Below are 22,352 nucleotides of genomic sequence, written 5' to 3' on the forward strand. Positions count from 1 at the left end.
CGGAGCAGGAACGTCGCGCGCCCTGGTGTCGAACCAGGTCTCCCAGGGATATGAGACCTGGGTGGCTGCCGAGCCTCGCGCGTGGGGTGACCGACACAGCCGTCCCGGCGGGAGTCGAACCACGCGGCCTTCCGCCCGTGGGGCGGACGCTCTGCCGTTGAGCTACGGGACGAGTAGCGCGTACGGGAGTCGAACCCGTGTCCCCGGAGTGAGAATCCGGGATCCGTTCCGCTGGACCAACGCGCTGTGGCGCACCCCTGACACGTCCAGGGGCGCAGTAGCCGATCCGGGAGTCGAACCCGGTCCTCCGCAGTGAAAGTGCGGCGGCCTCACCGTCAGCCGCATCGGCCTTGCCTGCTCCGCTGTGGAATTGTTGACAGCACCGACGGGAGGATTCGAACCCCCGGGAAACCGCTTTGGAGGTGGTTCCGCTTCCGAAAGCTCGTCGGCTCACCGAATTGTTTTTCGGGTGCACGCAAAAGAGAAGCCGCCCGGTTCGGTCTCCCGAAGGGCGGCTCCCCGAACGTGACGAAGCGCTACGTCACCGTGGGGAGCCCACGCCGCTCTTCCTGCCAGGACTCGCGCGACGACCACACGTCGGCGAGCGCGGCGCCGTGATGGCGCTGCGGTTCCCGCATCCACGTGGTGGTCATGGCTTTTCCTTCCCGGTGGCTGTGTGCATTCATCGTGACCGATGGGCGCGGCGGGGTCAATCTCATTTTCCGGATTGTTTCCGCGCTCACTCCCGGTGCTTTTCCGCCGCCAGTCGGACGCGTTCGGCGTGCCGGGCCCACCACTCGCCGTCGCCGACGTCGTCGTGGTCGCGGCCCGCCCGCCCGTCGAGCATCTCGCGGACGATGTCGGCGTGCCCCGCGTGCTGGGCGGTCTCGGCGACGACGCGGACGAGGAGGTGGCCGAGCGTGGTCTCCCGCCGTTCCCGCGGCCACCACGCGACGGTGGCGGGCGCGTCCAGGCCCAGCTCCGCGATCGACTGGTCGGAGTGCCGCCACGCGGTCCGGTACAGCCCGACCAGGTACTCCCGGGACTGCTCAGCCGTCGCCCACATGTCGGCGCTGTCCCAGATCGACTCGTCCTCGACCCACGGCAGGGTGACCGGGGACGGTCGGCCGACGCAGTCGCCGAGGTAACCGAGCTCGATCCCGGCGAGGTGCTTGACGAGGCCGAGCAGGTTGGTGGCGCTGGGCGTCATCGGCCGCCTGATGTCGTACTCCGCCAGGCCGTCCAGGGAGGCGAGCAGGCTCTCCCGGGACGCCTGGAGGTACCGGTGCAGGTCGGCGGCCACACCGGGTGCGATGTGCTGGCTCATGCCGCGAGGCTAGCCACGACCACCGACAAGCAGCTGCTCGAACGGGACGACGTCGGTGTACGGATCGGCCTTCCTGCTCGGCGGCCGGTGCTCCAGCAGGTCGGCGAGTTCCTTGCCCGCCAACGCGATCCGCTCGTTCAGCGCCGCGTCGTTGCCCCAGTCCTCAGAGGCCGCGTACACCGCCGTCGGCACCACGACCGACCGGAGGTGGGCGAACATCGGCCGCAGCGCGTGCTCCAGCGCGAGCGAGTGCCGCGCCGTCCCGCCGGTCGCACCGATCAGAACCGGCTTTCCCGCGAGCGAGTCCGGCTCCAGCACGTCGAAGAACGACTTGAACAACCCGCTGTAGGAGGCGTTGAAGATCGGGGTGACCGCGATCAGCGCGTCCGCGTCGACGACGGTCCGGATCACCTCGCCGAGCCTGGTGCCGGGAAAACCGGTCAGCAGGTTGTTCGTCACGTCGTGCGCGTGCTCCCGCAGGGTGACCACTTCGACGGAGGCGTTGTCCCGCAAGGACTCCCGCGTGGCGGACGCCAGCCGGTCGGCGAGCAGCCTCGTCGACGACGGGTCGCTCAGGCCCGCCGACACCACCGCGATCGAGGTCATCGGACGGTCTCCTTCCTGGCGGCGAGCAGGCTCGCGTGGGTCGGGGCCTCGGGAACGTGCGCCGGACGCAGCGCGGCGAACTCCTTGCGCAGCACCGGAACGACCTCCTCGCCGAGCAGGTCCAGCTGCTCCAGCACCGTCTTCAGCGGCAGGCCGGCGTGGTCCATCAGGAACAGCTGACGCTGGTAGTCGCCGAAGTGCTCGCGGAAGGTCAGCGTCTTGTCGATGACCTCCTGCGGGCTGCCGACGGTCAGCGGGGTCTGCTCGGTGAACTCCTCCAGCGACGGCCCGTGGCCGTAGACCGGGGCGTTGTCGAAGTACGGCCGGAACTCGCGCACCGCGTCCTGCGAGTTCTTGCGCATGAACACCTGGCCGCCGAGCCCGATGATCGCCTGGTCTGCGCTGCCGTGGCCGTAGTGCTCGAACCGCTGGCGGTACAGGCCGATGAGGCGCATGAAGTGCTCCTTAGGCCAGAAAATATGGTTGGCGAAGAAACCGTCGCCGTAGTACGCGGCCTGCTCGGCGATCTCCGGGCTGCGGATCGAGCCGTGCCAGACGAACGGCGGGGTGCCGTCCAGCGGGCGGGGGGTGGAGGTGAAGGACCGCAGCGGCGTGCGGAACTTGCCGTCCCAGTCGACCACGTCCTCGCGCCACAGCCGGTGCAGCAGGTTGTAGTTCTCGATCGCCAGGTCGATCCCGTCGCGGATGTCCTTGCCGAACCACGGGTAGACCGGGCCGGTGTTGCCCCGGCCCATCATCAGGTCCACCCGGCCGTCGGCGAGGTGCTGCAGCATCGCGAAGTCCTCGGCGATCTTGACCGGGTCGTTGGTCGTGATCAGCGTCGTGGACGTGGACAGGATCAGCCGCTCGGTGCGCGCGGCGATGTAGCCGAGCATGGTCGTCGGCGAGGACGGCACGAACGGCGGGTTGTGGTGCTCGCCGGAGGCGAAGACGTCGAGCCCGACCTCCTCGGCCTTCAGCGCGATGGTGACCATGGCCTTGATCCGCTCGGCCTCGGTGGGGGTCCGACCGGTGGTGGGGTCGGTGGTGACGTCGCCGACGGTGAAGATCCCGAACTGCATGTCAGCTCCCTGTGCTCGAGCAGATAGTAGAACTTTCAACTACCTCGTTCAACGATACCGGGTCCCTGGTTGTTCCCGTAACCAGGTCCGGTACTCGCCGCGCTCTCGCCGTGCAGGCGAGCCGACTCGGACTCCGGCAGGCGCGCCGCGCGCTTGACCGCGAGCTCGGCGAGCTTCTCCCGCCAGCTCCGCGCGAGGGCGGGAACGTCGGCCAGTGCGCTGGTCTCGGCGGGCGTCCCGCCGTAGCGGACCTGGTTGGCCCTGGTCACCGTCCAGTCCGCGAAGGGCCGTTCGAGCAGCGTGAGCAGTTGTCCGGCGGCGATCTCCCCGTCCTGGAGCACGCGCAGGTACCAGCCGGTGTAGCCGGTGTTCTGCACCTGCACGGCCAGGTCCTTCACCCGGTGGCGCCTGGCCAGCTTCCAGCAGGGGCTGCGGGGCTGGGACAGCTGCACCACCGCGTCACCGAGCGAGTACACGTCACCGATGCACGCGGTGTCCTCGGTGACGCCCTCGACGAGGAGGTTCTCGCCGAACGCGCCGGGAGCCAGCTCGGCGACGGCGAGTTGGCCCGCCCAGTGCGGGTAGCGCGCGAAGGGGTAGACGCACGCCGCCTTGTCCGGCCCGCCGTGGACGCGCAGGTCGGCCTGTTCGTCCCCGTCCAGCCCGGTGCCGCGCAGCATCACCGGTCCGGTGACCGGGGCCTTGTCGATCCCGCTGTACCAGGTCCGTCCGTCCGGGTCCTCGAAGTGCCTTGGCCGTCCACTGTGGATGGACAGCACCCTGGTCGATGTCGTTTCGCCGCTGTTCATGCCCGTACTGTGTCACCCAGCCCGGCCCTGGACCTCGTTGTTGACCTCCGTGGGTGTCTGACGAGAGCGGTTCGGCGCGGCGCGCGGCCATGGACGGCGAGGACGCTCTCGGTTCCTTCGAGCCTAAGGGTGCTGGCCGTCGGTGCCGCGCTGGCACTGCGCGAGTTCGGGCCTGGGGCTCGACCTCTCGCGGGAGCAGCTCGCCGAACAGCCCGCCCGGCTGGTCCTGGAGCACGGTTCCGCGCTGGTGATGCCCTTCGGCGACGGCGCCGTCGACAAGTGCTACTCGGTGGAGGCCGCCCAGCACTTCGAGGACCGCACCGCCTTCGCCACTGAGGCGCGCCGAGTCCTGAGGCCGGGCGGAAAGCTTTGTGCGGCACCGTTCTTCGCCACCGACGAGTCCGCTCCCGGCGACGGCATCGACTACGCCGTGCCGATCGAGGCGTTCCGCGCCGGTCTCCACGAGGTGGGCTTCGCCGACGTCCGTGTGGAGAGCATCGGTGACCGGGTGCGGCAGGGCTTCGACACGTGGGTGTCGCAGACCCAGTGCAAAGGCAGCTGGGGCCGGAACTGGCTGAAGGCGAACCGGGCCGGGCTCGCCGACTACTTCCTGGTGACGGCGAGCGTCTCGCGTGTGACGTCCAGGAAATGAGCGACCAGTGGGTTCTGGTCCTCGCCCCGCCAGCACATCGCGACGACCGTGCGCGCGGTGTCCGGGATGATCCGGCGATGGGCGACGCCGCTGAGGCGCATGCGGCGGATGCTCGCCGGGGCGATCGACACGCCCACCCCGGCCTCCACGAGGGCGCAGACCGTCTGCCACTCCACCGCGCGCTGCCCGACGCGCGGCTCGAAACCGTTGTCGCGGCACAGGTTCACGATCCGGTCGTGCACCGCCGGTCCTGCCGCTCGCGGTAGCAGCACGAACTCCTCCTCCGCCAGCGACCGGACCGGGACAACGCGGTGTGCTGCAAGGGGATGCGCGGCGGGCAGGACCGCGACGAACCCCTCCCGCATGATCGGCTCGCACGCCAGTCCCGGTTCGTCGGGCGTCTCCCTGACGAAGCCGACGTCGATCACGTGCTCGTGCAGCGCGGCCACCTGGGGCGAGGTGGTCATCTCGTGGATCTCGGTCTCCACATCGGGAAAGCGCTCGCGATGGGCGCGCAGCAGACCGGGAAGGACGGTCAGCGCGAGCGACGCGGCGAAGCCGATCCGGATGCGCCCTGCCGTACCGCCACCCGCGCGGCGTGCGGCGACCAGACCTGACTCAGCGGCGTCGAGCGCGCGCTGCGCCGCGGGCAGCAGCTCCTGGCCCGCCGGGGTGAGCGCGACCGGGCCGGGGCCTCGGGTGAACAGGGGGAAGCCGACCTTCTGTTCGAGGCGGCGGATCTGCTGGCTCAGCGGCGGTTGCGCGATGCCCAGTCGCTCCGCGGCGCGGCCGAAATGGCGCAGCTCGGCGAGCACGACGAACGCGTGCAGCTGCGGGAGAGCGAGTTCGGGGCGGCCCATACGTCAACAGATATCACGCGATGCCCACGAGAGTATTGGACGTATGACTGCGGGCTGCCTACCGTTCCCCGGGTGACGAAACGACAGGTGATCCTCAGCGGTTCGCGCTTCGAGGAGGAGATCGGCTACGCCCGGGCGGTGGTCGTCGACGGCTGGGTGCACGTCTCCGGCACCACGGGGTTCGACTACGCGGCCATGACGATCTCCGACGACGTCGTGGAGCAGGCCGAGCAGTGCCTCGCCAACGTCGAGGCGGCCCTCGCCGAGGCGGGATGCTCCTTCGCCGACGTGGTCCGGGTCCGCTACCTGCTGCCCGACCGCGAGGACTTCGAGCCGTGCTGGCCGGTGCTGCGCCGCCGCTTCGGCGAGGTCCGCCCGGCCGCGACCATGCTCGTCTGCGGGCTGGCCGACCCCCGGATGAAGGTCGAGATCGAGGTCGACGCCCGCGTCCCCGGCGCGTAGCCGATCGGGGGGATACCGTCGGGGAATGAGCTGGCGGGAGATGCCGTTGCCGACGACACCGCAGGTCTGGCTGTCCGCGGAGGACCGGGGCGTGGTGCGCGCGGACCTGGTCATGGCGATGCGGGTGGCGAAGGAGGGGCCGACGGGCTCCACCGTGCTCGCCGCCCACCGGTTCGTGCTGCTGGCCCGGCTGGTGGGCGACCCTGCGCAGGAGTACGTCGTCGGCAGGGCGGAGACCGAGGAGGCCGCCGAGCAGGTGATGACCGCGCTGCTGGCGGAGATCGGCTCGGCGCTGGGCGCGCAGAAGGACGGCCTGGTCGAGGTCGGCCCCGGCGGCCCGAAGCTCGTCCGCCTGAGCAAGGCCCGCTGACCGGTCCAAGCCCAGCAACGCCACACGGAACCCCGTCACGACTGGAAACCCGCCCTCACGAGAGCCTGTCCCGCGATCTCCACGTCGGTGGGCGAGTTTCGCGTTTTGTAGGCATAGCGCGAAAGAGAGCGCTCCCAATTCGCGTCATGCCTACAAAACGCGATCACCGGGGCGGCACGAGTGCGGTCATGTCATCGCTCGGGCGAGGTATGAGGACGCGGCCCAAGTGGCGGTGTCGTCCTGCTTGGTCAAGGGGATGCCGCGGTGGCATCGGCGGGGGGCGTCGGGGGCGCATCCGATGCCACCGCGGCGTGGATCAGGACTTGTTCGCGGTGATGTAGTAGTTGCCGCCCCACTCGCTGTCGTCGTTGGTGTAGCCGACGCCCATCGCGCGGTCGGTGCCCGGCAGGTAGGCGACGCCGAGGACCTGCCCATCCTTGCCCGCCAGCTCCTTGGGCTGCTCGTGGCTCGTCCACGCCTTGCCGTCGAAGCTGGCGTACTGGCTGATGTTGCTCGTCCCGGAGGGCCAGCCGCCCGCGATCATCGCGCCGTTGTCCGTGCGCACCGACAGGTCGTTGATCTCGAACAGCCCTCGGTCGGTCCACGCCGACCACGCCTTGCCGTCGTAGCGGTAGCCGGTGGTGAGGGTGCCGTCGGTGTAGAGCGAGCGGCCCGCGACGTAGACCGTGCCGCCCATGGTCGCGATCTGGTCGGCGTTCCAGCCGTTGGGGAACTCAGCGGGCACCGGGAGCTCGGTGACGGTGAACGCCTTGCCGTCCCAGTGGGCGGCGAACGGCGTGTCCTTCTCCGGAGTGGGGAACACGCCGGAGAGCCACACGTCGTTCGGTCCGGCCCCGGTGAGGCTCAGCAGCGAGCTGGGCTTGGCGGTCAGCTCCTTGGGCAGCTCCGCGCGCTGCACCTTGCCCGCGACGTAGCGGTCGAGGAACGCCTGCTGCTCCGAGGGCGCGCCGGTCTGCGGGTCGACCTTCTGCTCGACGCCGACGGCCCACGCCTGGTCACCGATGCGCTCCACGTCGACGACCGTCGCGTCCTTGCCCGCAGCGGGCTGAGGCGCGGCGACCGACGCCCACTGCTTGCCGTCCCAGCGCGTGAGAACGTAAGGCGCGCCCGCCGCGGCCTGGTCGGTCGTGGCGTCGGCGTGGTGCACACCCTGGCGGTCTCGGTAGGACAGCCCGGAGCCAGGGCGCGGGGAGCGAGCGAACTGCCGCTGTCTCTGCTGCTGCGGCATCGTCATTCCCGTGGCCCACGCCTCCGTGGCGCTGACCGAGGCGACCTGGTTCAGTGCCACGCCCTTGCCCGCGAGGTCACCGGCGGCGAAGTCGGTCCACTTCGCGCCGTCCCAGCGCTTGATGTAGGCCGTGGTCTTGCCGCTGGTGTGGTCGGTCACGTCGCCGACCGCCCAGCCGCTGGCCGCGGAGTCGAAGTCGAGCCCGGACTGGAACTTGCCGTGCTCCTTGGACTGGTTGTCGACGGCCACCCAGGGGGTGCCGGGCGCGGCGAGGGCTGGGCCCGACAGCGCGAGCGGCCCGGCCAGGGCGCCCAAGGCGGCCACGGCCAGCAGTTTCGAGATTCGCGACGGGGACACGGCGGCGATCCTTTCCGTTCACAACCGGGGAAGCCGCGAACGCTAACCAGCGGTGATACGCGCTTCATACAATCTGAAGCCAATTTCCTTGTACATACATGCTTTCCGGCGACGGCGCGACTCGTGGAGTCCACAAAGGACACATCGTGGTCCGCGCCGGGGCGGTGCGGCGCCACGGCGATCCCCGTGGCATCGGCCGGGTGGCTCTGGCGCCGCGCGGCGGGGCGCCGGGCGGCGGTTCCCGGGCGGCGGGCGCACCCGGCCGGTGGCCGTGGCCGAGTGCGCCCGCTTATTCCATAAGTCAGCGGTTGCTCACAATCGCTCGACCGGAGGATGTTGCGGTGAACATGGGCTAAGAATCAGGAGGAGGGCAGCCGAACAGCGCTTTTTCGCGCAATCGGCCGTCAGCCATACTGCTGCCTCGTGGGCAGCCACCCTGGTTTCATGCGCTATCAGGTAATTGCGCTGAGCCCATGGCCTGGTTGTTACCTGGCAGTAGCAGCAAGGAGGGCAGGGGCTTCGCGTCGCTCACCGTGGACTTCCGGTGGGAACCTCGGCACCGTCGGCAGGGGCGCGGGTGCTGTAGTGCTCTTTCACGCATCTCTTCCAGACAAAAACAACGGGCTCGACATGGGGATCGTCGCCGGCACTGCTGGGTCGGTCCTTTTGTTAGCGGCAGCTGAATCCGAGAAGCGCGCGGGACTCGTGCCGGAACGTGCGGACGGCCACTTCCTTGCGATAGGGCTCAAGTCGCCTGGAGAAGTCCCGGAGGGCCTGGAGGCTGCGGTCGCTCTTGATCGTGCCGAGCCGCCGGACCGCGTCCGTCGCCGTTGTCAGCGCCAGGTCGAGATTTCCTTGCTGAAGCTGGGCGCAGGCGAGGACGGACTGACTGATCGCCTGTCGGCGGCCGAGTTGCCCGTTACGTTGCGTAGAAGAGGACGCGAATCGTCCCGCATTCGCTGAGTCACCGAGGTCCCGAAAGCAGCACGCCATTTCCGCTGACAGGTACGCCTGATTGAGGTACCGCACCCACTCGGATTCCCCGTCCGGGCCCTTGCTGCGGTCCAGCGCGCTTTCGGCGTTGCTGATCGCGGCCACGGTCTCGCGCTGCTCGCCCAGCGCGGCGTGTGCCCGCGCGCGCATGGCGTGCAGCCGCATCAGACCGAGCGAGCTGCCGGAGCCGGTGGTGGTCGCCAGGCCGACGCGGGCCAGCTGCACGCCCTCCTCCGGGTTGCCCATCGTCGTCGCCAGATGCGACAGACCAGCGAGGATCTGCCCGCCGAGCACGACGTCCCTGCCTTCCTCGCACAGCCGAAGCGCCTGGATCATGTAGCGCTGGGCCAGCCCGTAGTGGCCGTCGTCGTAGCACATCCAGCCGGTCATCGCGGCCAGCTTCGCCGCCGAGACGAACAGCTGCGTGCGCACCGGAGCGGGGTGCGACTTGTCCAGCAGCGGCAGCACCTCCACCGTCATGTAATGAATTGTGGCCGCCTTGGCGTAACCGCCGCCATAACGGTTGTCCAGCTCGTCGAAGATTCCGATCATCGACCGCAGTCCGACCACGGTGTCCTTCACGCCGGAATCGGCGAGCCGCTGCGCGCTGTTCTCCAGCGCGGAGATCATCCAGCCCCGTTGGGGGGAGATCATCGCGGATGCCACAAAGGGAGCGAGTTGAAGCATTGTTCGACGGTTCATGTCCTCTAACCCTAGGCCAAGTTCGGTCAGTGTGTTGACCGTGTTATTGATGTCGGCGGAATAGGCAAGGCTACGCGCTGCACATTCCGGTTCACCCGGTGTCGCGAAGCCGGCCTCTATCAGAGTGACCGGGCGGCCCAGCTTCTGGCTTAACGCCTCGATGATGAGGTAACGGATCGGCTCCCGGGGCTGGGTGCCGCTGAGCCAGTGGCTCACCGCGGTCTTGTCGTAGTTCAACTCCAGGCCGCGCATCCTGCCAAACTCGTTGACCCTCTTGGCGAAACCTGCGTTGGAACTCCCGGAATCTCTGATCAGGCTGGCTAGCTTGCCGTTCGAAATTCCCCTTGTCGACATGAGGCACATCGTGGCGTGAGAACGCAATTTTGACCAGTTCGAGTACACCCGATCGGCGCAGCGTTCAACCCCCATTCAACCGTTCAACCCTTATTAGCTCTGGTGAAAGACCCCGACCAGGGGGTTTATTGTGATCAAGCGTTCGGCTGCGAGACATTCGGGACTACCGAAGATCTTTCAGAAAACGCCTTGGGCTTCGAAGTCGGAGAACACCGGCTTCGAGGAAGGCACGGTGGAGCGCGTCCGTCCCCCCAGCGGAGCCCCCCGACCGCGCTCCGCCGTGCCATGGACATCGGAAGGGAGTCGTCCCGACTCGACAGTGAGGCCAGGCCGGTACCGCGCCCCGGTGAACTCGTCCCGGATGAGCGCGACCGGCATCCCCGGGGGCCGCGAGCACCCACCCGCCCCTGCGCCGACCGCGGCGCTGCTCGCGGCCCCCCTCTCTCCTTGTGCCACCAACGAAGTGGGAGGAAGTGCGAAATGAAGTCTCGGTTGCGCGGTCGTCAGGTCGGCGGTTCGGTGAGCTACGAGGCCGATCGTGACCACGATCTGGCGAAGCGCCGGATCGCCCGATACGGCTGCCCGGGCCACCGGAACGCGCCGCGGTCGCACGAGTTCGAAGTGCTCTTCGCCGCCGAGGGCGTGGTCATCCCGGACGAGTGGCGGTGCCGCTGGCACGGAGTGGACGGCCTGCTGCTCGACCCCGTCCAGCCGAGGTCGGGTCGCCGCCCGGCCGAGCGCAGCCACACGCACTGGGACATGCTGCGTGAGCGCCGCAGCATCGCCGACCTGGAGCGCCTGCTGGACGAACGCCTCGCGAAGCTGCACGCCGGTACGGCGGGCGCCGCGCAGCCGGAGACGCGTCAGCGGCTCCGGGCCTGACCGCACGGCCCGCGGCGCGGCGGGCCCGCGATGAGGAGGAACAGCTTCGCCTCAACCGGCCGACGGAGGGCACCGTCGGCCGGTTGAGGCGTTTCCCGTTCTGCGACAAGGGAAAGGGCCCACGGGCGGTTCCTGGGGGTGAACCGGGCCGTGGGCCCCTTCCTCGGAGACCGGGTGCTTATGCGCCCGGCAGGACCTGGATCTTGCGGCCCTCGCCACGCCGGAACGCCTCCAGCGCGGGGACGTAGTCGGTCAGCGGCAGCCGGTGGCTGATGAACACCTCCGGGTCGAGCACGCCCGCGGCGAACAGGTCCGCGGCGCGCTCGTAGGAGTGCAGCACCGCCATCGAACCGGTGATCGTGATCTCCTGGTTGTAGATCTTGTAGGGCTCGATGGTCGCGCGCGCGGCGTAGTCGGAGACCCCGAACTGCAGGAACGTGCCGCCCTTGGCCACGCGCCCGAGCCCGTCCTGGATGGCCTTCTCGTTGCCGGTCGCGTCGATCACCACGTCCCAGCCCTCCGGCCGGTCCAGCTCGTCGGCGTTGGTGGCGACGGCCGTGCAGCCCAGCTTCCGCGCCGTGGCCAGACGCTCGGGGTTCACGTCGATCATCTCGATGCTCGCGGCGCCGGTGAGCTTGCCGAGCTCCAGCATCATCAGGCCCATGGTGCCCGAGCCGTAGATGACCACCCGGCTGGCCAGCTGCGCGCGCAGGATGTCGTAGCCGCGCACAGCGCAGGACAGCGGCTCGATCAGCGCGGCGTCCTCGGTGCGCACGTGCGCGGGCAGCTTCACGCAGTTGGCCACCGGCGCGACCGCGTACTCCGCCGCCCCGCCCGCCGTGGTGACGCCGATCGCCGCCCACCGCTCGCACAGGTTGTTGCGGCCGTTGCGGCAGTAGCGGCACTCGTGGCAGTACAGCGACGGGTCCACCGCGACGCGGTCACCCACCGCGACCTCGGTGACCCGCCTGCCGATCTCCACGACCTCGCCCGCGAACTCGTGGCCGGGGACCACCGGCAGCGTCGGGGCGAACTCGCCCTGCAGGATGTGCAGGTCCGTGCCGCACAGCCCGCAGGCCGAGACCTTCACGACGACGTCGCGCTCTCCCGGCGTGGGGTCGGGCACCTCGGTGACCTCGACCTGACCGGGAGCGCTGATGACGGCGGCTTTCACTTGACTGCTCCTAGCGAGAGGCCCTGGACGAGCTTGTCCTGGGCGGCGAATCCGGCGACGAGCACCGGCAGCGACACCACGGTCGCCGCGGCGCACATCTTGGCCAGGAACAGGCCCTGGCTCGTGACGAAGCCGGTGAGGAAGACCGGAGCCGTCCCGGCGACGACACCGGTCAGCACCCGGGCGAACAACAGCTCGTTCCAGCTGAAGATGAAGCAGATCAGCGCCGTCGCCGCGATGCCGGGCATGGCCACCGGCGCCACCACCCTGCGCAGCGTGGTGACCAGGCCCGCGCCGTCGAGCGCGGCGGCCTCCAGCATCTCCCTCGGGATCTCGGCGAGGAAGGAGCGCATCAGCCACACCGCGATCGGCAGGTTCATCGAGGTGTAGAGCACCACCAGGAACGAGATGTTGTCCAGCAGCCCGGAGAACTGGGCGATCAGGTAGATCGGCAGCAGACCGGCGACCATCGGCAGCATCTTGGTGGTGAGGAAGAAGAACAGCACGTCCGACCACTTCTGCACCGGCCGGATCGACAGCGCGTACGCGGCGGGGATCGCCAGCAGCAGCACCAGGACCGTCGAGCCGACGCTGGCGCTGACGGAGTTGATCAGTGGCGGCCACGGGCTCACGCCGGTGCTCGCGCCGAAGAACTCCGCGTAGCCCTGCAACGACAGGCCCGCGAACAGCGACGGCGGGTTGGTCGCGGCGTCGGCCTCGGTGTGGAAGGAGGTCAGCACCATCCACAGCACCGGGAGCACGAACAGGATGCCGGACAGCCAGGCCAGTGCGCCCCAGGGCTTCCAGGCCCGCTTGACCACGGACGGGCCCTGGATGGCGGACGGCCGTTGCAGGGTGCGGGTGCTCATCACTTGGCCTCGTCTCGGAGCAGGGAGGACACCGCGCGCAGGGCGAAGGTGGCGATCAGGATGGAGCCGACCACCACGACGACGCCCGCCGCGGACGCCTGGCCGTAGTCGTGTGCCTGGTAGAAGGTCTGGTAGATGGTGTACGGGAGGTTCGCGGTGTCCAGGCCACCCGAGGTGATGGTGAAGACCGCGTCGAAGTTCTGCACGATGTAGATCGAGCCGAGCAGCCCGCCCAGCTCCAGGTACTGCCGCAGGTGCGGCAGCGTCAGGTACCGGAAGACCTGGAAGCCGCTCGCCCCGTCGATGAACGCGGCCTCCACCGCGTCGTGCGGCCTGCTCTGCAGCCCCGCCAACAGGATCAGCATCATGAACGGCGTCCACTGCCAGACCAGCGAGGCGATCACCGCGGTCAGCGGCATGGTGCTGATCCAGTCCGGCTGCGGAGCGGAGTCACCGAAGATCCAGTTCAGCACGCCGTTGAACAGGCCGTACTCGGGGTTGTAGAGCGCGTGCTTCCACAGCAGGGCCGCGGCGACCGGCACCACCAGGAACGGCGCGATCATCATCGTCCTGACCAGGCCGCGGCCGCGGAACCTCTGGTCGAGCAGCAGCGCGATGCCCAGGCCGAGCACCAGGCTGATCAGCACGACGCTCGCGGTCAGCAGCACCGTGGTCAGCACCGACGACCGCAGGTTCGGGTCGGTGATCACCGCGATGTAGTTGTCCAGCCCGGCGAACCCGCGGTTCTCCGGCGCGAGGGAGTTCCACTGCAGGAACGAGATGACCAGGGTCGCGACGAACGGCAGCTGCGTCACCGCGATGGTGAAGATCAGCGCGGGCAGCAGCGGCGCGCGTCGTGCCCAGCGCGCGGCGGCGCTGAGTCCCTTCGGTGGCTTCGGCGGGGCCTTCACCGCGGCTGCCGGGGTCTGCTCCAGGGTGACCATCGGACTCTCCTCTCCCGCCCTAGTTCTTCCGGTACTTCGCCGCGACCTTGTCGGCGAGGTTCTGCGCAGCGCTCAGCGCCTCCTCCACCGAGCCGCGGCCGGCGATCGCCGCGCTGATCTCCTGCGAGACCTGGGTGCCGAGGTTGGTGAACTCGGGGATGCCGACGAACTGGATCCCGTTGGCGGGCCTCGGCTGCACGCCGGGGTCGCGCGGGTTCGCCGAGGAGATCGCGATCCGGGTCTGCTCGGCGAAGGAACCGGTCTCCTTCAGGTACTCCGGCCGCTGGTAGGTCGATGCGCGCTTGCCGTCGGGGATGCTGGACCAGCCCTTGGCCTCGCCGACGACCTTCTCGTAGTCCTTGCCGGAGGCCCAGGACAGGAACTTCCACGCCGCCTCGTGCTTCTTGCTGGCCTTCTGCACCGAGAACGCCCAGGTGTAGAGCCAGCCCGAGCTCGTGGTCCGCACCACCGGCGCCTGCGCGAAGCCCAGCTTGCCCTTGACGGGGGAGTCGGCCGCCTCCAGCAGACCCGCCGCCGAGGTGGCGTCGTACCACATCGCGACCTTGCCCTGCGTCATGTTGTTCAGGCACTCGGAGAACCCGGCCTGCGGCGCGCCCGCCTCACCGTGCTCGCGCACCAGGTCCACGTAGAAGCGGGTCGCCTCGGTGAACTCCGGCGAGTCCAGCCGCGCCTGCCAGTCCTTGGTGAACCACGTGCCGCCGAAGGTGTTGACCACCGTGGTCAGCGGCGCCATCAGCTGCCCCCAGCCGGGCTGGCCGCGCAGGCAGATGCCCTTCATCCCGGGCTCGGCGCCGTCGGCCTTGGCCGCGGCCTCGGCGACCTGCTGCCAGGTCGGGCGCTCCGGCATCGTGATGCCCTTGGCGGCGAAGACGTCCTTGCGGTACATCAGGAACGAGGACTCGCCGTAGAACGGTTGCGCGTAGACCTTGCCGTCGGCGGCGGTCAGCGACTGCCGGATCGGCTCCAGGATGTCCTGCTGGTCGAAGCCGGGGTCGGCGGCGATGTAGGGGTCCAGCGGCTCCAGCCAGTTGTTCTTGGCGTAGATCGGGACCTCGTAGTTGCTCAGGGTGGCCACGTCGTACTGGCCCGCCTGGCTGGTGAAGTCCTGGCTGATCTTGTCACGGACGTCGTTCTCCGGCAGCACGGTGTAGTTCACCTTGACGCCGGTGCGCTTGGTGAAGTGCTCCGCGGTCAGCTTCTGGATGTCGAGCATCTGCGGGTTGTTCACCATCAGCACGTTGATCGAGTTCGGGTCGTCGGGATCGCCGATGCCCCCGGCGCCCGCACAGGCCGTCGCGCCCAGCAGCACCACGGCGAGCGCCACGGCGCCGCTCGCGCGGCGATGAGCGGATGACGTCATTGTCTTTCCTTCCTCACCCGGAGGCAGCACGGAATGAAGGCCACCCCTCGCGGCGGCCTCCTGAAGGACCTGCTTGTCGTGTCTAGGTTCTGACCACTTTCGGGCCGAGCGAGGCGTAGCGGTGCGCCTCGGCCGGGGTCAGGCTGGAGTCGGTGACGATCGCCTCGAAGTCCGAGACCGCGGCGAAGCGGCTGAAGCTGGCCACCCCGAACTTGGTGTGCACGCCGACGAAGATCCTTCGCCGGGACACCTGGGCCGCCTGTGCCTTCACCGCGCTGACCACCGGGTCCGGCGTGGTCAGCCCGTGCTCCCTGGAGATGCCGTTGGCGCCGAGGTAGGCCAGGTCGATGACCATCTCGGAGAGCATCCTGATCGCCCAGTGGTCGACCGTGGCCAGGGTGCGCCCCCGGACGCGGCCGCCGAGCAGCAGCACCGTGGTCGACGGCGAGGACGACAGCGCCGCCGCGGTCGGCAGCGACGCGGTGACCACGGTCAGCGGCCGCGTGGTCGGCAGCGCCTCGGCGATCAGCTGAGGGGTGAAGCCCTCGTCGATGAAGACCGTCTCGGCGTCGTCGAGCCGATCGGCGGCGGCGCGGGCGATCCTGCGCTTCTCCGGGACCATCGAGGCGGAGCGGAACTCCAGGCCCGTCTCGAAGCCCGCGCTCTCCACCGGGAAGGCTCCGCCGTGGGTGCGCCGGACCAGCCCGTGCTCGCCGAGCGCGCGCAGGTCCCGCCGCACCGTCTCCGGGGCCACCGCCAGCTCGGCGGCGACCTCCATGACGTCGACCTTGCCATCGGCGCGGGCCTTGGCCAGAATCCGCCGCTTGCGCTCCTCGGCCTGCATCTCCGACCCTCCCGCCCGTTCGACCCGGTGCGTGTCTGTTCGGACTGTCGCTGTGCCCGTTCGGGCTGGTCATAGGTGTAACACCGCGTACTGGGTGTGGCCAGTGCCACACACGGTTCGGCGATGCCCGAATTCTGCCCGGTTTGTGAGAGCGCGACCAGTCAGGATCGGGCTACCGCCGGTGACCGTCGCGCACCACGTGCCCGGTTCGACCCGAGGTGATGCCCGATCACCCGAGGTCCGGGCGGGACTTGCCCGGTTCGGCCCCGGTCAGAGCGCCGCTCGGGCCTCTGCCGGAGCAGCCGCGAACACCCTCAGTCGTCACTCTTGCTCGATCGGGTTAACGCGGTCCGCCGCAAGCGGGTCGGAACCGGTCCGCACGCCGCGCACGGCCGGGCGGCGTGCTCACCCACGAGTGTTAAGCCGATCTCGCTATGGTTTGCCGACCCCGCAAGAGAGGTGTGCGCGATGCAGTCGACGGAGAGCCAGCCCCGGCCGTTGCACGTGCTCGTCGCCGGGGGCGGTATCGGTGGCCTGACCCTCGCCCAAGGGCTGGCCAAGGCCGGGATCGCCGTCACCGTCTTCGAGCGCGACGCCCACGCGCGCGACGGCGACCAGGGCTACCGGATGGTGGTCAACGCCGACGGCGAGCGGGCGCTGCGGGACTGCCTGCCGAGCGCGCTGGTCGATCTCTGCGAGCGCGCCTCGATCGCCCCGGCAACGCTGATGACCTTCCTGGACACCGACCTGGAGCCGCGCTTCGCCAAGCCGCTGCCGAGGGCGGACTCCGGCTACGTGCTCAACCGGCTGACCCTGCGGGAGATCCTGCTCGCCGGGCTGGGCGAGCGGGTGCAGTTCGGCCGCCGCGTCACCGGCTACGACCAGGTCGGCGACGGCCGGGTCCGGGTCCAGCTCGCCGATGGCCTGACGGTGACCGGTGACCTGCTCGTCGGCGCGGACGGCACCGACTCGACGGTCCGCGGCCTCGCGGTGCCCGACGCCGAGTTCGACCTGGTCGGCCATCTGGTGCGCGGCAGGACCGTGCTGCACCCGGAGCTGGCGTCCTGGCTGCCGGAGATCCTCATCGACACGGTCTCCAGGGTGCTCGGCCCCGGCGGGGTCTCGATGTCGGTGGCGACCTGCCGGGTCCGCAGGGTGCCGGGCCTGACCGCGGTGCCGGACTACCTGTCCTGGTCGATCTCGCTGCACCACGACCCCGGCGGCGCGGCGCCGCACTGGGTGGCCCGGGACGTCGTCGGCGACTGGCACCCGGCGCTGCGCCGGATCGTGGCCGAGGCCGACCCGGCGGAGGTCGTCAGCCTGCCGCTGCGCGCGGCCCGCCCGGTCGAGCGGTGGAGCGTCGGCAACGTGACCCTGCTCGGCGACGCGGTCCACACGGTGCCGCCGGGCCGAGGAGAAGGCGCCAACGTCGCCCTGCGCGACGCCGCGGTCCTGCGCCACCGGCTGATCGACGCCACCCGCGGCCGTATCCCGCTGGCCAGGGCGAAGGTCGAGTACGAGAACGAGATGCTGGCCTACAGCTTCGCCGCGCAGACCAGCATCCGGACCACCAAGCCCTACGCCCCGCGCTCCGGCGCCTGACCCCGCCGCAGGCGGTGACTCGGCCATTCGCGGGCTTATGGACGTTCCTGGAGGCGCGGAAGCGTCCATAAGCCCGCGAATGGCCGTCGTCGGGGTGGGGTGGTGGTGGCGTTGGGGGTTGTGGTGCTGCCCCGATTGCGTCGGGTTGCCTTCGGACAATTCTCCCGGACTCCGGCGCGCATTTCCTTGGGCACCACCTCGGCTAGCCCGCTCACCTAATGTGGTGGCGGGCTAGCCGGGGCCGGGTTTAAAACGGAGGAGCGGGATCCGCTATCGGTTCCGGTTCCCGGACATACGTGCGTCCCATCGGCGTCGTCCAGATATGGATACCGCCGGGGAGCTGGGTTCGTTTCCAGCGGGTGTGGTGTTTCATCACGTGATGCCGTCGGCATTTCGCACCCAGGTCATCCGCGACGGTGTTGGTGCCGTCGAAGGGTTCGCAATGATCCAGATCGCACCGGTGCGCCGGTTGCCGACAGCCGATCGCCACACAGGTGACATCCCTGGCCCGGACCAGGTCGGCGAGGGCGGCTGAGGGACGGTAGTTGGTGCGGCCCACGTCCACCGCCACCCCGGTGACGGGGTCGGCGAGGATCCGCTTCCAGGTGCCACCCGCTGCGATGTCCCTCGCCACGTCGGCCGGGATCGGCCCGTAACCCGCGAGCATCCCCGGTTCCTGATCCATCCCCATCAAGGTGGTCGCGGGGAGGGTGACCAGGACCTTGACCTCACCCTGGGGTGCACCCGTTTCCTTGCCCATCAGCAGGTCGAAGGCGACGTCAGCGCGGCGCTGGTCCATGGTGCGCTCATCGTCCAGGCCTCGGGCGATGCGGTCGATCCGGTCCCAGACCAGGGCTCCTTGGAGGGCGGTGAACTGGAACCGCAACGCGCACATCGCGTCGTCGAGGTTGAGCTTCTCCACTCGCCGGGTGCGCTTCTTCTCCTCATGCCGCCGGGCGGCTGCGTCGGGGTCGAGCTTGGCGATCAGGCGTTGGGCGTGCTGCCGGATCCGGCTGTAGTGATGGGTGCGGGCGTACTCGATCAGCACCGCTTCCACGATCTCCGCCTGCACAGCCGTGAGCGGCTCCAGTTGATCGACGATCAACAGGGCCTTGCCCTGGTCGATCCGGCCCTCCTCCAAGGCGGCGAGCACGGCCGGGCGGGAGGCGAGGGTTTCGGCGTGACAGATCAGCGTGCTGGCCTTGCGCGAAGAAATCGAGAGCAACGCCCCGACCTCATCCCCGAGATACGGGTACTCCGCGAAATCCGTGCTGACCACGAGATCGGCGAGACAGCGCGCCAGGACCGCGTGCGCGTGATTCACCGCGCGGTAGGCGTCCTCGATTGCGTCGAGGGTCTCGTCGGGGGTCATATTCCCATTCTATCCGCCGAAAAATGGTGATCATGGCTCTATGGGGTGAAATGGTGCGCTGATTCTTTCGCTGTCGGCGAACGGGAAAACATTGCCAAAGTCGGGTGGGTGCTCAGAGGGCGTCCCATTCGGTTTCCGGCGCGGGGTGGTCGTTGAGGCTGGCTGCGGGCACCCCTGCCATCGGGGCGGGGGAGGGCGTGTCCGGTCGAGTTCGGACCGGATCGGTGATCCCCCTGTCGTCCGCGCGGCTGTGGCCTCGTGGCACCGCCCGTCTGGAAGGGGGTCGTGGCCGGGTCGTGTCGTCGAAGTGGCACCGCCCGGCCGGGAGTGTGGCCTGGTCGGACGTCGAGGTCGGCGGCGAGGTCGCCGGCCGCAGCCACGGCCGGCCCCATTGCCAGCGGTTGTGAAACGGTGTTATGTTTCATTCAAAACACTGTTACGGAGGACGTTGTCATGACCCTCGCTCCCGTCGAGAACCCGTACCTGGCCGGGAACCACGCTCCCGTCGACGTCGAGACCACCTCCTACGACCTCGCCGTCACCGGTGCGCTGCCGCCGGAGCTGGACGGCAGGTACCTCCGGATCGGGCCCAACGCGATCGGGACGCAGGACGCGGTGCGCTACCACCCGTTCGCTGGCGCGGGCATGGTGCACGGCATCCGGCTGCGGGACGGAGTCGCGCAGTGGTACCGCAACCGGTGGGTGCGCACGCCCCGCACCGCTCAGGCGCTCGGCGAGGAGCAGGTTCTCGGCGCGACCACCGCGCTTCATGACACCGCCAACACCCATGTCATCCGGCACGACGGCAAACTGATGGCCGTCTCCGAGGCCGGGGCGCTTCCGGTCGTGCTCGACGAGCAGCTGGCGACGGTGTCCTACAACGACTTCGAGGGCAAGCTGCCGCGGGGCTACGCCGCGCACAGCAAGCGCGATCCCGTCACCGGCGAGCTGTTCGCCGTGACCTACTCCTCCGCTGAGACCGGTGGGCAGCTGGTCGTGGTCGGCGCCGACGGCGCGGTGTCCTCCGTGGAGCGGATCGAGCTGGACGACCGGCCGATGATCCACGACACCGCGCTCACGGCGAACCACGTGGTGATCTACGACCTGCCGGTGACCTTCAGCATGGACATCGCGATGCGGGGGAGCTTCCCCTACGGCTGGGAGGACGGGCGGCGGGCGCGGATCGGGCTGATGCCGCGTCGCGGCACGAACGCCGACATCCGCTGGTTCGAGATCGACCCGTGCTACGTCTACCACACGGCCAACGCCTACGAGGACGGCGATCGCGTCGTGCTGGAGGCGTTCCGGCACGAACGGGTCTTCGACACCATGAAGTGGCGGCCGCTGGAGACCGCGCCGGTGTTGTGGCGCTGGACCTTCGACCTCGGCACCGGCCGTGTCCACAGTGGACAGATCGACGACGTCGCAGGGGAGTTCCCCAGGATCGACGAGCGGCTGATCGGTGGCAGGCACCGCTACAGCTACGGAGTCGCCTTGCACGCCGACGACATCGGCAACCTCGGCGGGCACGGGATCGTCAAGTACGACCGCGACTCCGGCAGCAGCCAGGTGCACGACTTCGGCTCGGGCCGTTACGCGGGCGAGGCGGTCTTCGTGCCGCGTGGGCTGGACTCCGCCGAGGACGACGGCTGGCTGCTGACCCTGGTCCACGACGGCGAACGCGACCGCACCGACCTGGTGGTGCTCGACGCGGGCACGCTCAGCGCGGAGCCCGTCGCCGTTGTGCACCTTCCGGTCCGGGTGCCAGCTGGTTTCCACGGCGACTGGTTCCCGACGCTGGGCTGAGCCGGTCCAGGGCGGCGGCCAGCCGGTCCCGCAGCGCGGTCTGCGCGGCGATCCGCTGCTCCAGCACGGCCAGCCGCCGCCGCGCCACCTCGATCCCCGCCGCGGACGGCGGCGCACCGAGCAGGTCGCCGTCCAGGCAGGGCAGGAAGAACCGCGCGTCCTCCAGGGTGAGCCCGACGTCGAGCAGGTTCCGGATGTTGGCGACTCTGACCACTGTGGACTCGGGGTAGTCCCGGTAGCCGTTCGCCATCCGCCGCGAAGTGATCAACCCCGCCTGCTCGTAGTGCCGGAGCGCGCGCGGCGTGGCACCGCTCGCCTCGGCCAGCTCGCCGATCCGCACGCGCACCTCCGCCGTCAGTGCTGTCAGGACACCACCGCGCCACCGTCAACGGGCAGCACGACACCGGTGACGAACCCCGCGTTCGGCGAGGCGAGCCCGGCGATCGCCCACGCTACTTCCTCGGCGTCGCCGACCCGCTTGAGCGGGGTGTGCTCCATCTGCCACGCCCGCGTGGCGGCGAGCTGCTCGGCCGAGAGCCCCTGGTGCTCGCCGATGGGCGTGTCGATGGCCCCTGGCGCCACGGCAACGACCCGGATGCCCAGCGGTGCCAGCTCCACCGCCCAGCTCCTGGTGAACGTGTCCACAGCGGCCTTCGTGCCCGCGTAGACGGAGTTGCTCGGCCACCCGCGCTGCCCCACGGCCGTGGACACGTTCACCACGACGCCGTTGTCCCGCCGCAGGTGCGGCACGGCGGCCTGGGTCAGCAGCACCGGCGCGACGAAGTTCGTCGCCAGCTGGGCGGAGACCGCTTCCGGCGTGATCTCGCCCATCCGTCCACTCCGGACGATCCCGGCGTTGTTGACCAGCACGTCCAGCCCGCCGAACCGCTCGACGGTCTCCTCGACGATCCGGCGCGGCGCGTCCGGCTCTGTGATGTCGGCGGCGATGGGGTGGATGTCCGGGCCGTGCCCGGAGACCTCGGCGAGCGGTTCGGCCCGCCTGCCGACGATGACGACCCGCGCGCCCTGCTCGGCGAAGGTCAGCGCGGTGGCGCGGCCGATTCCGGTTCCGGCCCCGGTGACCAGGACTGTTCTGCTCATGTCCGGGATCGTCCAACCCTGCCGCCAACGGCAAGGTCAAGCCCGGTCGAGCCGGAACGTGGCGAGCTCCAGTCCCGGGGCGGGGCTGAGCGTGCCGGTGCGCACGAAGCCCTTCCGCTCGTACAGCGTGACCGCCGGCGTGTTGGCCGCTCCGGTGGAGACGATCGCCGGCCCGCTCTCCCGCAGCACCTCGTCCACCAGCGCGCCGGCGATCCCCTTGCGGAACCAGCCGGGATCGACGCACAGCCGGTCGATGTCGATCTCGCCCTCCGTGGTGCGCCGCCACGCGAGGAACGCCACCGGCTCCCCGTCTTCGCTGACTGCGCCGAGCCAGCGCAGCGGTTCGGCGCGCATCTGCGCCACCGTCTCGTGCAGTGCGGGAATCCCGTCGAAGCCGATGAGCTCCGCCTCGACCCGATAGGCACGCAGCCCGATCCGGTGCACGGTCTCGGCCGTGCCGTCGTCGGTGAGGTCGAGGGCGCGCAGTGTCCAGCTCACTGGGGGTTTCTACCAGATCAAGTGTCCGAATTTGCCAACAAATAACCAGCTAGGGG

General features: G+C 69.6%; 22 protein-coding genes and 3 tRNA genes. 6 read left to right on the plus strand and 19 right to left on the minus strand.

All coding sequences use genetic code 11. The features are described from left to right. Positions 1–99 precede the first annotated feature (99 nt). The 7 genes from ACFFQA_RS06485 to ACFFQA_RS06515 form a co-directional block, all read right to left on the minus strand. Positions 100–172: transfer RNA gene (locus tag ACFFQA_RS06485), tRNA-Val, on the minus strand. 2 nt (positions 173–174) lie between these two features. Next, positions 175–246 (minus strand) — tRNA-Glu (locus ACFFQA_RS06490). A gap of 32 nt (positions 247–278) precedes the next feature. Further along, a tRNA-Glu gene (locus tag ACFFQA_RS06495) sits at positions 279–350 on the minus strand. A 389-nt stretch (positions 351–739) separates the two neighbouring features. Next, positions 740–1,327 carry a DinB family protein gene (locus ACFFQA_RS06500; protein ID WP_377850721.1) on the minus strand — a complete coding sequence of 196 codons (588 nt, stop codon included), beginning with the start codon at positions 1,325–1,327 and terminating at the stop codon, positions 740–742. Between the two features lie 9 nt (positions 1,328–1,336). Further along, on the minus strand, positions 1,337–1,933 hold the full coding sequence (locus ACFFQA_RS06505) for an FMN reductase (protein WP_377850722.1): 597 nt from the start codon (positions 1,931–1,933) through the stop codon (positions 1,337–1,339). Beyond that, positions 1,930–3,015: an LLM class flavin-dependent oxidoreductase gene (locus ACFFQA_RS06510; protein WP_377850723.1), complete on the minus strand. Its 1,086-nt coding sequence runs from the start codon at positions 3,013–3,015 to the stop codon at positions 1,930–1,932. Before ACFFQA_RS06510 ends, ACFFQA_RS06505 begins: the two co-directional genes overlap by 4 nt. A gap of 35 nt (positions 3,016–3,050) precedes the next feature. Then, the gene (locus tag ACFFQA_RS06515) at positions 3,051–3,824 is read right to left on the minus strand and encodes an MOSC domain-containing protein (RefSeq protein WP_377850724.1); all 774 of its coding nucleotides are present in this window, start codon (positions 3,822–3,824) and stop codon (positions 3,051–3,053) included. 142 nt (positions 3,825–3,966) lie between these two features. On the opposite strand from ACFFQA_RS06515, the gene ACFFQA_RS06520 reads away from it, so the two are divergent. Next, entirely contained in the window at positions 3,967–4,476 is a 510-nt protein-coding gene (locus tag ACFFQA_RS06520) for a class I SAM-dependent methyltransferase (protein WP_377850725.1), read from the plus strand. Here ACFFQA_RS06520 and ACFFQA_RS06525 read toward each other — a convergent pair. After that, positions 4,428–5,336, minus strand: a complete 909-nt coding sequence (locus tag ACFFQA_RS06525; protein WP_377850726.1) for a LysR family transcriptional regulator — start codon at positions 5,334–5,336, stop codon at positions 4,428–4,430. The two genes, ACFFQA_RS06520 and ACFFQA_RS06525, sit on opposite strands and share 49 nt — an antisense overlap. Before the next feature lie 72 nt (positions 5,337–5,408). Between ACFFQA_RS06525 and ACFFQA_RS06530 the strand changes: the two genes are divergently transcribed. Next, positions 5,409–5,798, plus strand: a complete 390-nt coding sequence (locus tag ACFFQA_RS06530; RefSeq protein WP_377850727.1) for a RidA family protein — start codon at positions 5,409–5,411, stop codon at positions 5,796–5,798. 25 nt (positions 5,799–5,823) lie between these two features. Beyond that, on the plus strand, positions 5,824–6,168 hold the full coding sequence (locus ACFFQA_RS06535; protein ID WP_377850728.1) for a hypothetical protein: 345 nt from the start codon (positions 5,824–5,826) through the stop codon (positions 6,166–6,168). A 316-nt stretch (positions 6,169–6,484) separates the two neighbouring features. On the opposite strand, the gene ACFFQA_RS06540 is transcribed toward ACFFQA_RS06535, so the two are convergent. Together ACFFQA_RS06540 and ACFFQA_RS06545 are read right to left on the minus strand one after the other, a co-directional pair. Next, positions 6,485–7,774 carry a hypothetical protein gene (locus tag ACFFQA_RS06540; protein ID WP_377850729.1) on the minus strand — a complete coding sequence of 430 codons (1,290 nt, stop codon included), beginning with the start codon at positions 7,772–7,774 and terminating at the stop codon, positions 6,485–6,487. 669 nt (positions 7,775–8,443) lie between these two features. Next, a complete protein-coding gene (locus ACFFQA_RS06545; RefSeq protein ID WP_512699650.1) occupies positions 8,444–9,898 on the minus strand; it encodes an NsdA family TPR-like regulatory protein in 1,455 nt (484 codons plus the stop codon). Between the two features lie 405 nt (positions 9,899–10,303). Between ACFFQA_RS06545 and ACFFQA_RS06550 the strand changes: the two genes are divergently transcribed. Next, positions 10,304–10,705 (plus strand): RNA polymerase-binding protein RbpA, encoded by a 402-nt coding sequence (locus ACFFQA_RS06550; RefSeq protein WP_377850731.1) that lies wholly within the window; start codon positions 10,304–10,306, stop codon positions 10,703–10,705. 178 nt (positions 10,706–10,883) lie between these two features. On the opposite strand, the gene ACFFQA_RS06555 is transcribed toward ACFFQA_RS06550, so the two are convergent. From ACFFQA_RS06555 to ACFFQA_RS06575, 5 genes are all read right to left on the minus strand, one after another. Next, positions 10,884–11,879 (minus strand): zinc-dependent alcohol dehydrogenase family protein, encoded by a 996-nt coding sequence (locus tag ACFFQA_RS06555; protein WP_377850732.1) that lies wholly within the window; start codon positions 11,877–11,879, stop codon positions 10,884–10,886. Further along, a complete protein-coding gene (locus ACFFQA_RS06560) occupies positions 11,876–12,748 on the minus strand; it encodes a carbohydrate ABC transporter permease (protein ID WP_377850733.1) in 873 nt (290 codons plus the stop codon). The genes ACFFQA_RS06555 and ACFFQA_RS06560 overlap by 4 nt, the downstream gene beginning before the upstream one ends. Next, positions 12,748–13,692: a carbohydrate ABC transporter permease gene (locus ACFFQA_RS06565; RefSeq protein WP_377850734.1), complete on the minus strand. Its 945-nt coding sequence runs from the start codon at positions 13,690–13,692 to the stop codon at positions 12,748–12,750. Before ACFFQA_RS06565 ends, ACFFQA_RS06560 begins: the two co-directional genes overlap by 1 nt. 19 nt (positions 13,693–13,711) lie before the next feature. Further along, positions 13,712–15,073 carry an ABC transporter substrate-binding protein gene (locus ACFFQA_RS06570; protein ID WP_377850735.1) on the minus strand — a complete coding sequence of 454 codons (1,362 nt, stop codon included), beginning with the start codon at positions 15,071–15,073 and terminating at the stop codon, positions 13,712–13,714. 82 nt (positions 15,074–15,155) lie between these two features. After that, complete coding sequence (locus tag ACFFQA_RS06575) at positions 15,156–15,917, minus strand: DeoR/GlpR family DNA-binding transcription regulator (RefSeq protein WP_377850736.1); 762 nt, start codon at positions 15,915–15,917, stop codon at positions 15,156–15,158. Positions 15,918–16,385: 468 nt separating this feature from the next. On the opposite strand from ACFFQA_RS06575, the gene ACFFQA_RS06580 reads away from it, so the two are divergent. Then, complete coding sequence (locus ACFFQA_RS06580) at positions 16,386–17,519, plus strand: FAD-dependent oxidoreductase (protein WP_377850737.1); 1,134 nt, start codon at positions 16,386–16,388, stop codon at positions 17,517–17,519. 247 nt (positions 17,520–17,766) lie between these two features. Here the strand turns inward: ACFFQA_RS06580 and ACFFQA_RS06585 are convergent, their stop codons facing one another. Beyond that, positions 17,767–18,891, minus strand: a complete 1,125-nt coding sequence (locus ACFFQA_RS06585; RefSeq protein WP_377850738.1) for an HNH endonuclease signature motif containing protein — start codon at positions 18,889–18,891, stop codon at positions 17,767–17,769. Positions 18,892–19,344: 453 nt separating this feature from the next. Between ACFFQA_RS06585 and ACFFQA_RS06590 the strand changes: the two genes are divergently transcribed. Next, complete coding sequence (locus ACFFQA_RS06590; protein ID WP_377850739.1) at positions 19,345–20,697, plus strand: carotenoid oxygenase family protein; 1,353 nt, start codon at positions 19,345–19,347, stop codon at positions 20,695–20,697. On the opposite strand, the gene ACFFQA_RS06595 is transcribed toward ACFFQA_RS06590, so the two are convergent. Genes ACFFQA_RS06595 through ACFFQA_RS06605 form a run of 3 tightly spaced genes read right to left on the minus strand, consistent with a single transcriptional unit; the run spans position 20,612 to position 22,296 of the window. After that, positions 20,612–21,037, minus strand: a complete 426-nt coding sequence (locus tag ACFFQA_RS06595; protein WP_377850740.1) for a MerR family transcriptional regulator — start codon at positions 21,035–21,037, stop codon at positions 20,612–20,614. The genes ACFFQA_RS06590 and ACFFQA_RS06595 overlap by 86 nt on opposite strands. 23 nt (positions 21,038–21,060) lie before the next feature. Beyond that, on the minus strand, positions 21,061–21,798 hold the full coding sequence (locus ACFFQA_RS06600; protein WP_377850741.1) for an SDR family NAD(P)-dependent oxidoreductase: 738 nt from the start codon (positions 21,796–21,798) through the stop codon (positions 21,061–21,063). 36 nt (positions 21,799–21,834) lie between these two features. Beyond that, positions 21,835–22,296, minus strand: a complete 462-nt coding sequence (locus tag ACFFQA_RS06605; RefSeq protein ID WP_377850742.1) for a GNAT family N-acetyltransferase — start codon at positions 22,294–22,296, stop codon at positions 21,835–21,837. Positions 22,297–22,352: the final 56 nt, after the last annotated feature.

This window comes from Allokutzneria oryzae, assembly GCF_042429765.1.
Classification (GTDB): domain Bacteria; phylum Actinomycetota; class Actinomycetes; order Mycobacteriales; family Pseudonocardiaceae; genus Allokutzneria; species Allokutzneria oryzae.

Bases quoted from the DNA above. Each gene is read 5' to 3' on its own strand.
- ACFFQA_RS06535 (WP_377850728.1), top strand. From the start codon at position 5,824: ATGAGCTGGCGGGAGATGCCGTTGCCGACGACACCGCAGGTCTGGCTG.
- ACFFQA_RS06510 (WP_377850723.1), bottom strand. From the start codon at position 3,015: ATGCAGTTCGGGATCTTCACCGTCGGCGACGTCACCACCGACCCCACC.
- ACFFQA_RS06600 (WP_377850741.1), bottom strand. From the start codon at position 21,798: ATGAGCAGAACAGTCCTGGTCACCGGGGCCGGAACCGGAATCGGCCGC.
- ACFFQA_RS06590 (WP_377850739.1), top strand. From the start codon at position 19,345: ATGACCCTCGCTCCCGTCGAGAACCCGTACCTGGCCGGGAACCACGCT.
- ACFFQA_RS06575 (WP_377850736.1), bottom strand. From the start codon at position 15,917: ATGCAGGCCGAGGAGCGCAAGCGGCGGATTCTGGCCAAGGCCCGCGCC.
- ACFFQA_RS06565 (WP_377850734.1), bottom strand. From the start codon at position 13,692: ATGGTCACCCTGGAGCAGACCCCGGCAGCCGCGGTGAAGGCCCCGCCG.
- ACFFQA_RS06505 (WP_377850722.1), bottom strand. From the start codon at position 1,933: ATGACCTCGATCGCGGTGGTGTCGGCGGGCCTGAGCGACCCGTCGTCG.
- ACFFQA_RS06550 (WP_377850731.1), top strand. From the start codon at position 10,304: ATGAAGTCTCGGTTGCGCGGTCGTCAGGTCGGCGGTTCGGTGAGCTAC.
- ACFFQA_RS06560 (WP_377850733.1), bottom strand. From the start codon at position 12,748: ATGAGCACCCGCACCCTGCAACGGCCGTCCGCCATCCAGGGCCCGTCC.
- ACFFQA_RS06545 (WP_512699650.1), bottom strand. From the start codon at position 9,898: ATGGGGGTTGAACGCTGCGCCGATCGGGTGTACTCGAACTGGTCAAAA.
- ACFFQA_RS06585 (WP_377850738.1), bottom strand. From the start codon at position 18,891: ATGACCCCCGACGAGACCCTCGACGCAATCGAGGACGCCTACCGCGCG.
- ACFFQA_RS06515 (WP_377850724.1), bottom strand. From the start codon at position 3,824: ATGAACAGCGGCGAAACGACATCGACCAGGGTGCTGTCCATCCACAGT.
- ACFFQA_RS06500 (WP_377850721.1), bottom strand. From the start codon at position 1,327: ATGAGCCAGCACATCGCACCCGGTGTGGCCGCCGACCTGCACCGGTAC.
- ACFFQA_RS06580 (WP_377850737.1), top strand. From the start codon at position 16,386: ATGCAGTCGACGGAGAGCCAGCCCCGGCCGTTGCACGTGCTCGTCGCC.
- ACFFQA_RS06570 (WP_377850735.1), bottom strand. From the start codon at position 15,073: ATGACGTCATCCGCTCATCGCCGCGCGAGCGGCGCCGTGGCGCTCGCC.
- ACFFQA_RS06525 (WP_377850726.1), bottom strand. From the start codon at position 5,336: ATGGGCCGCCCCGAACTCGCTCTCCCGCAGCTGCACGCGTTCGTCGTG.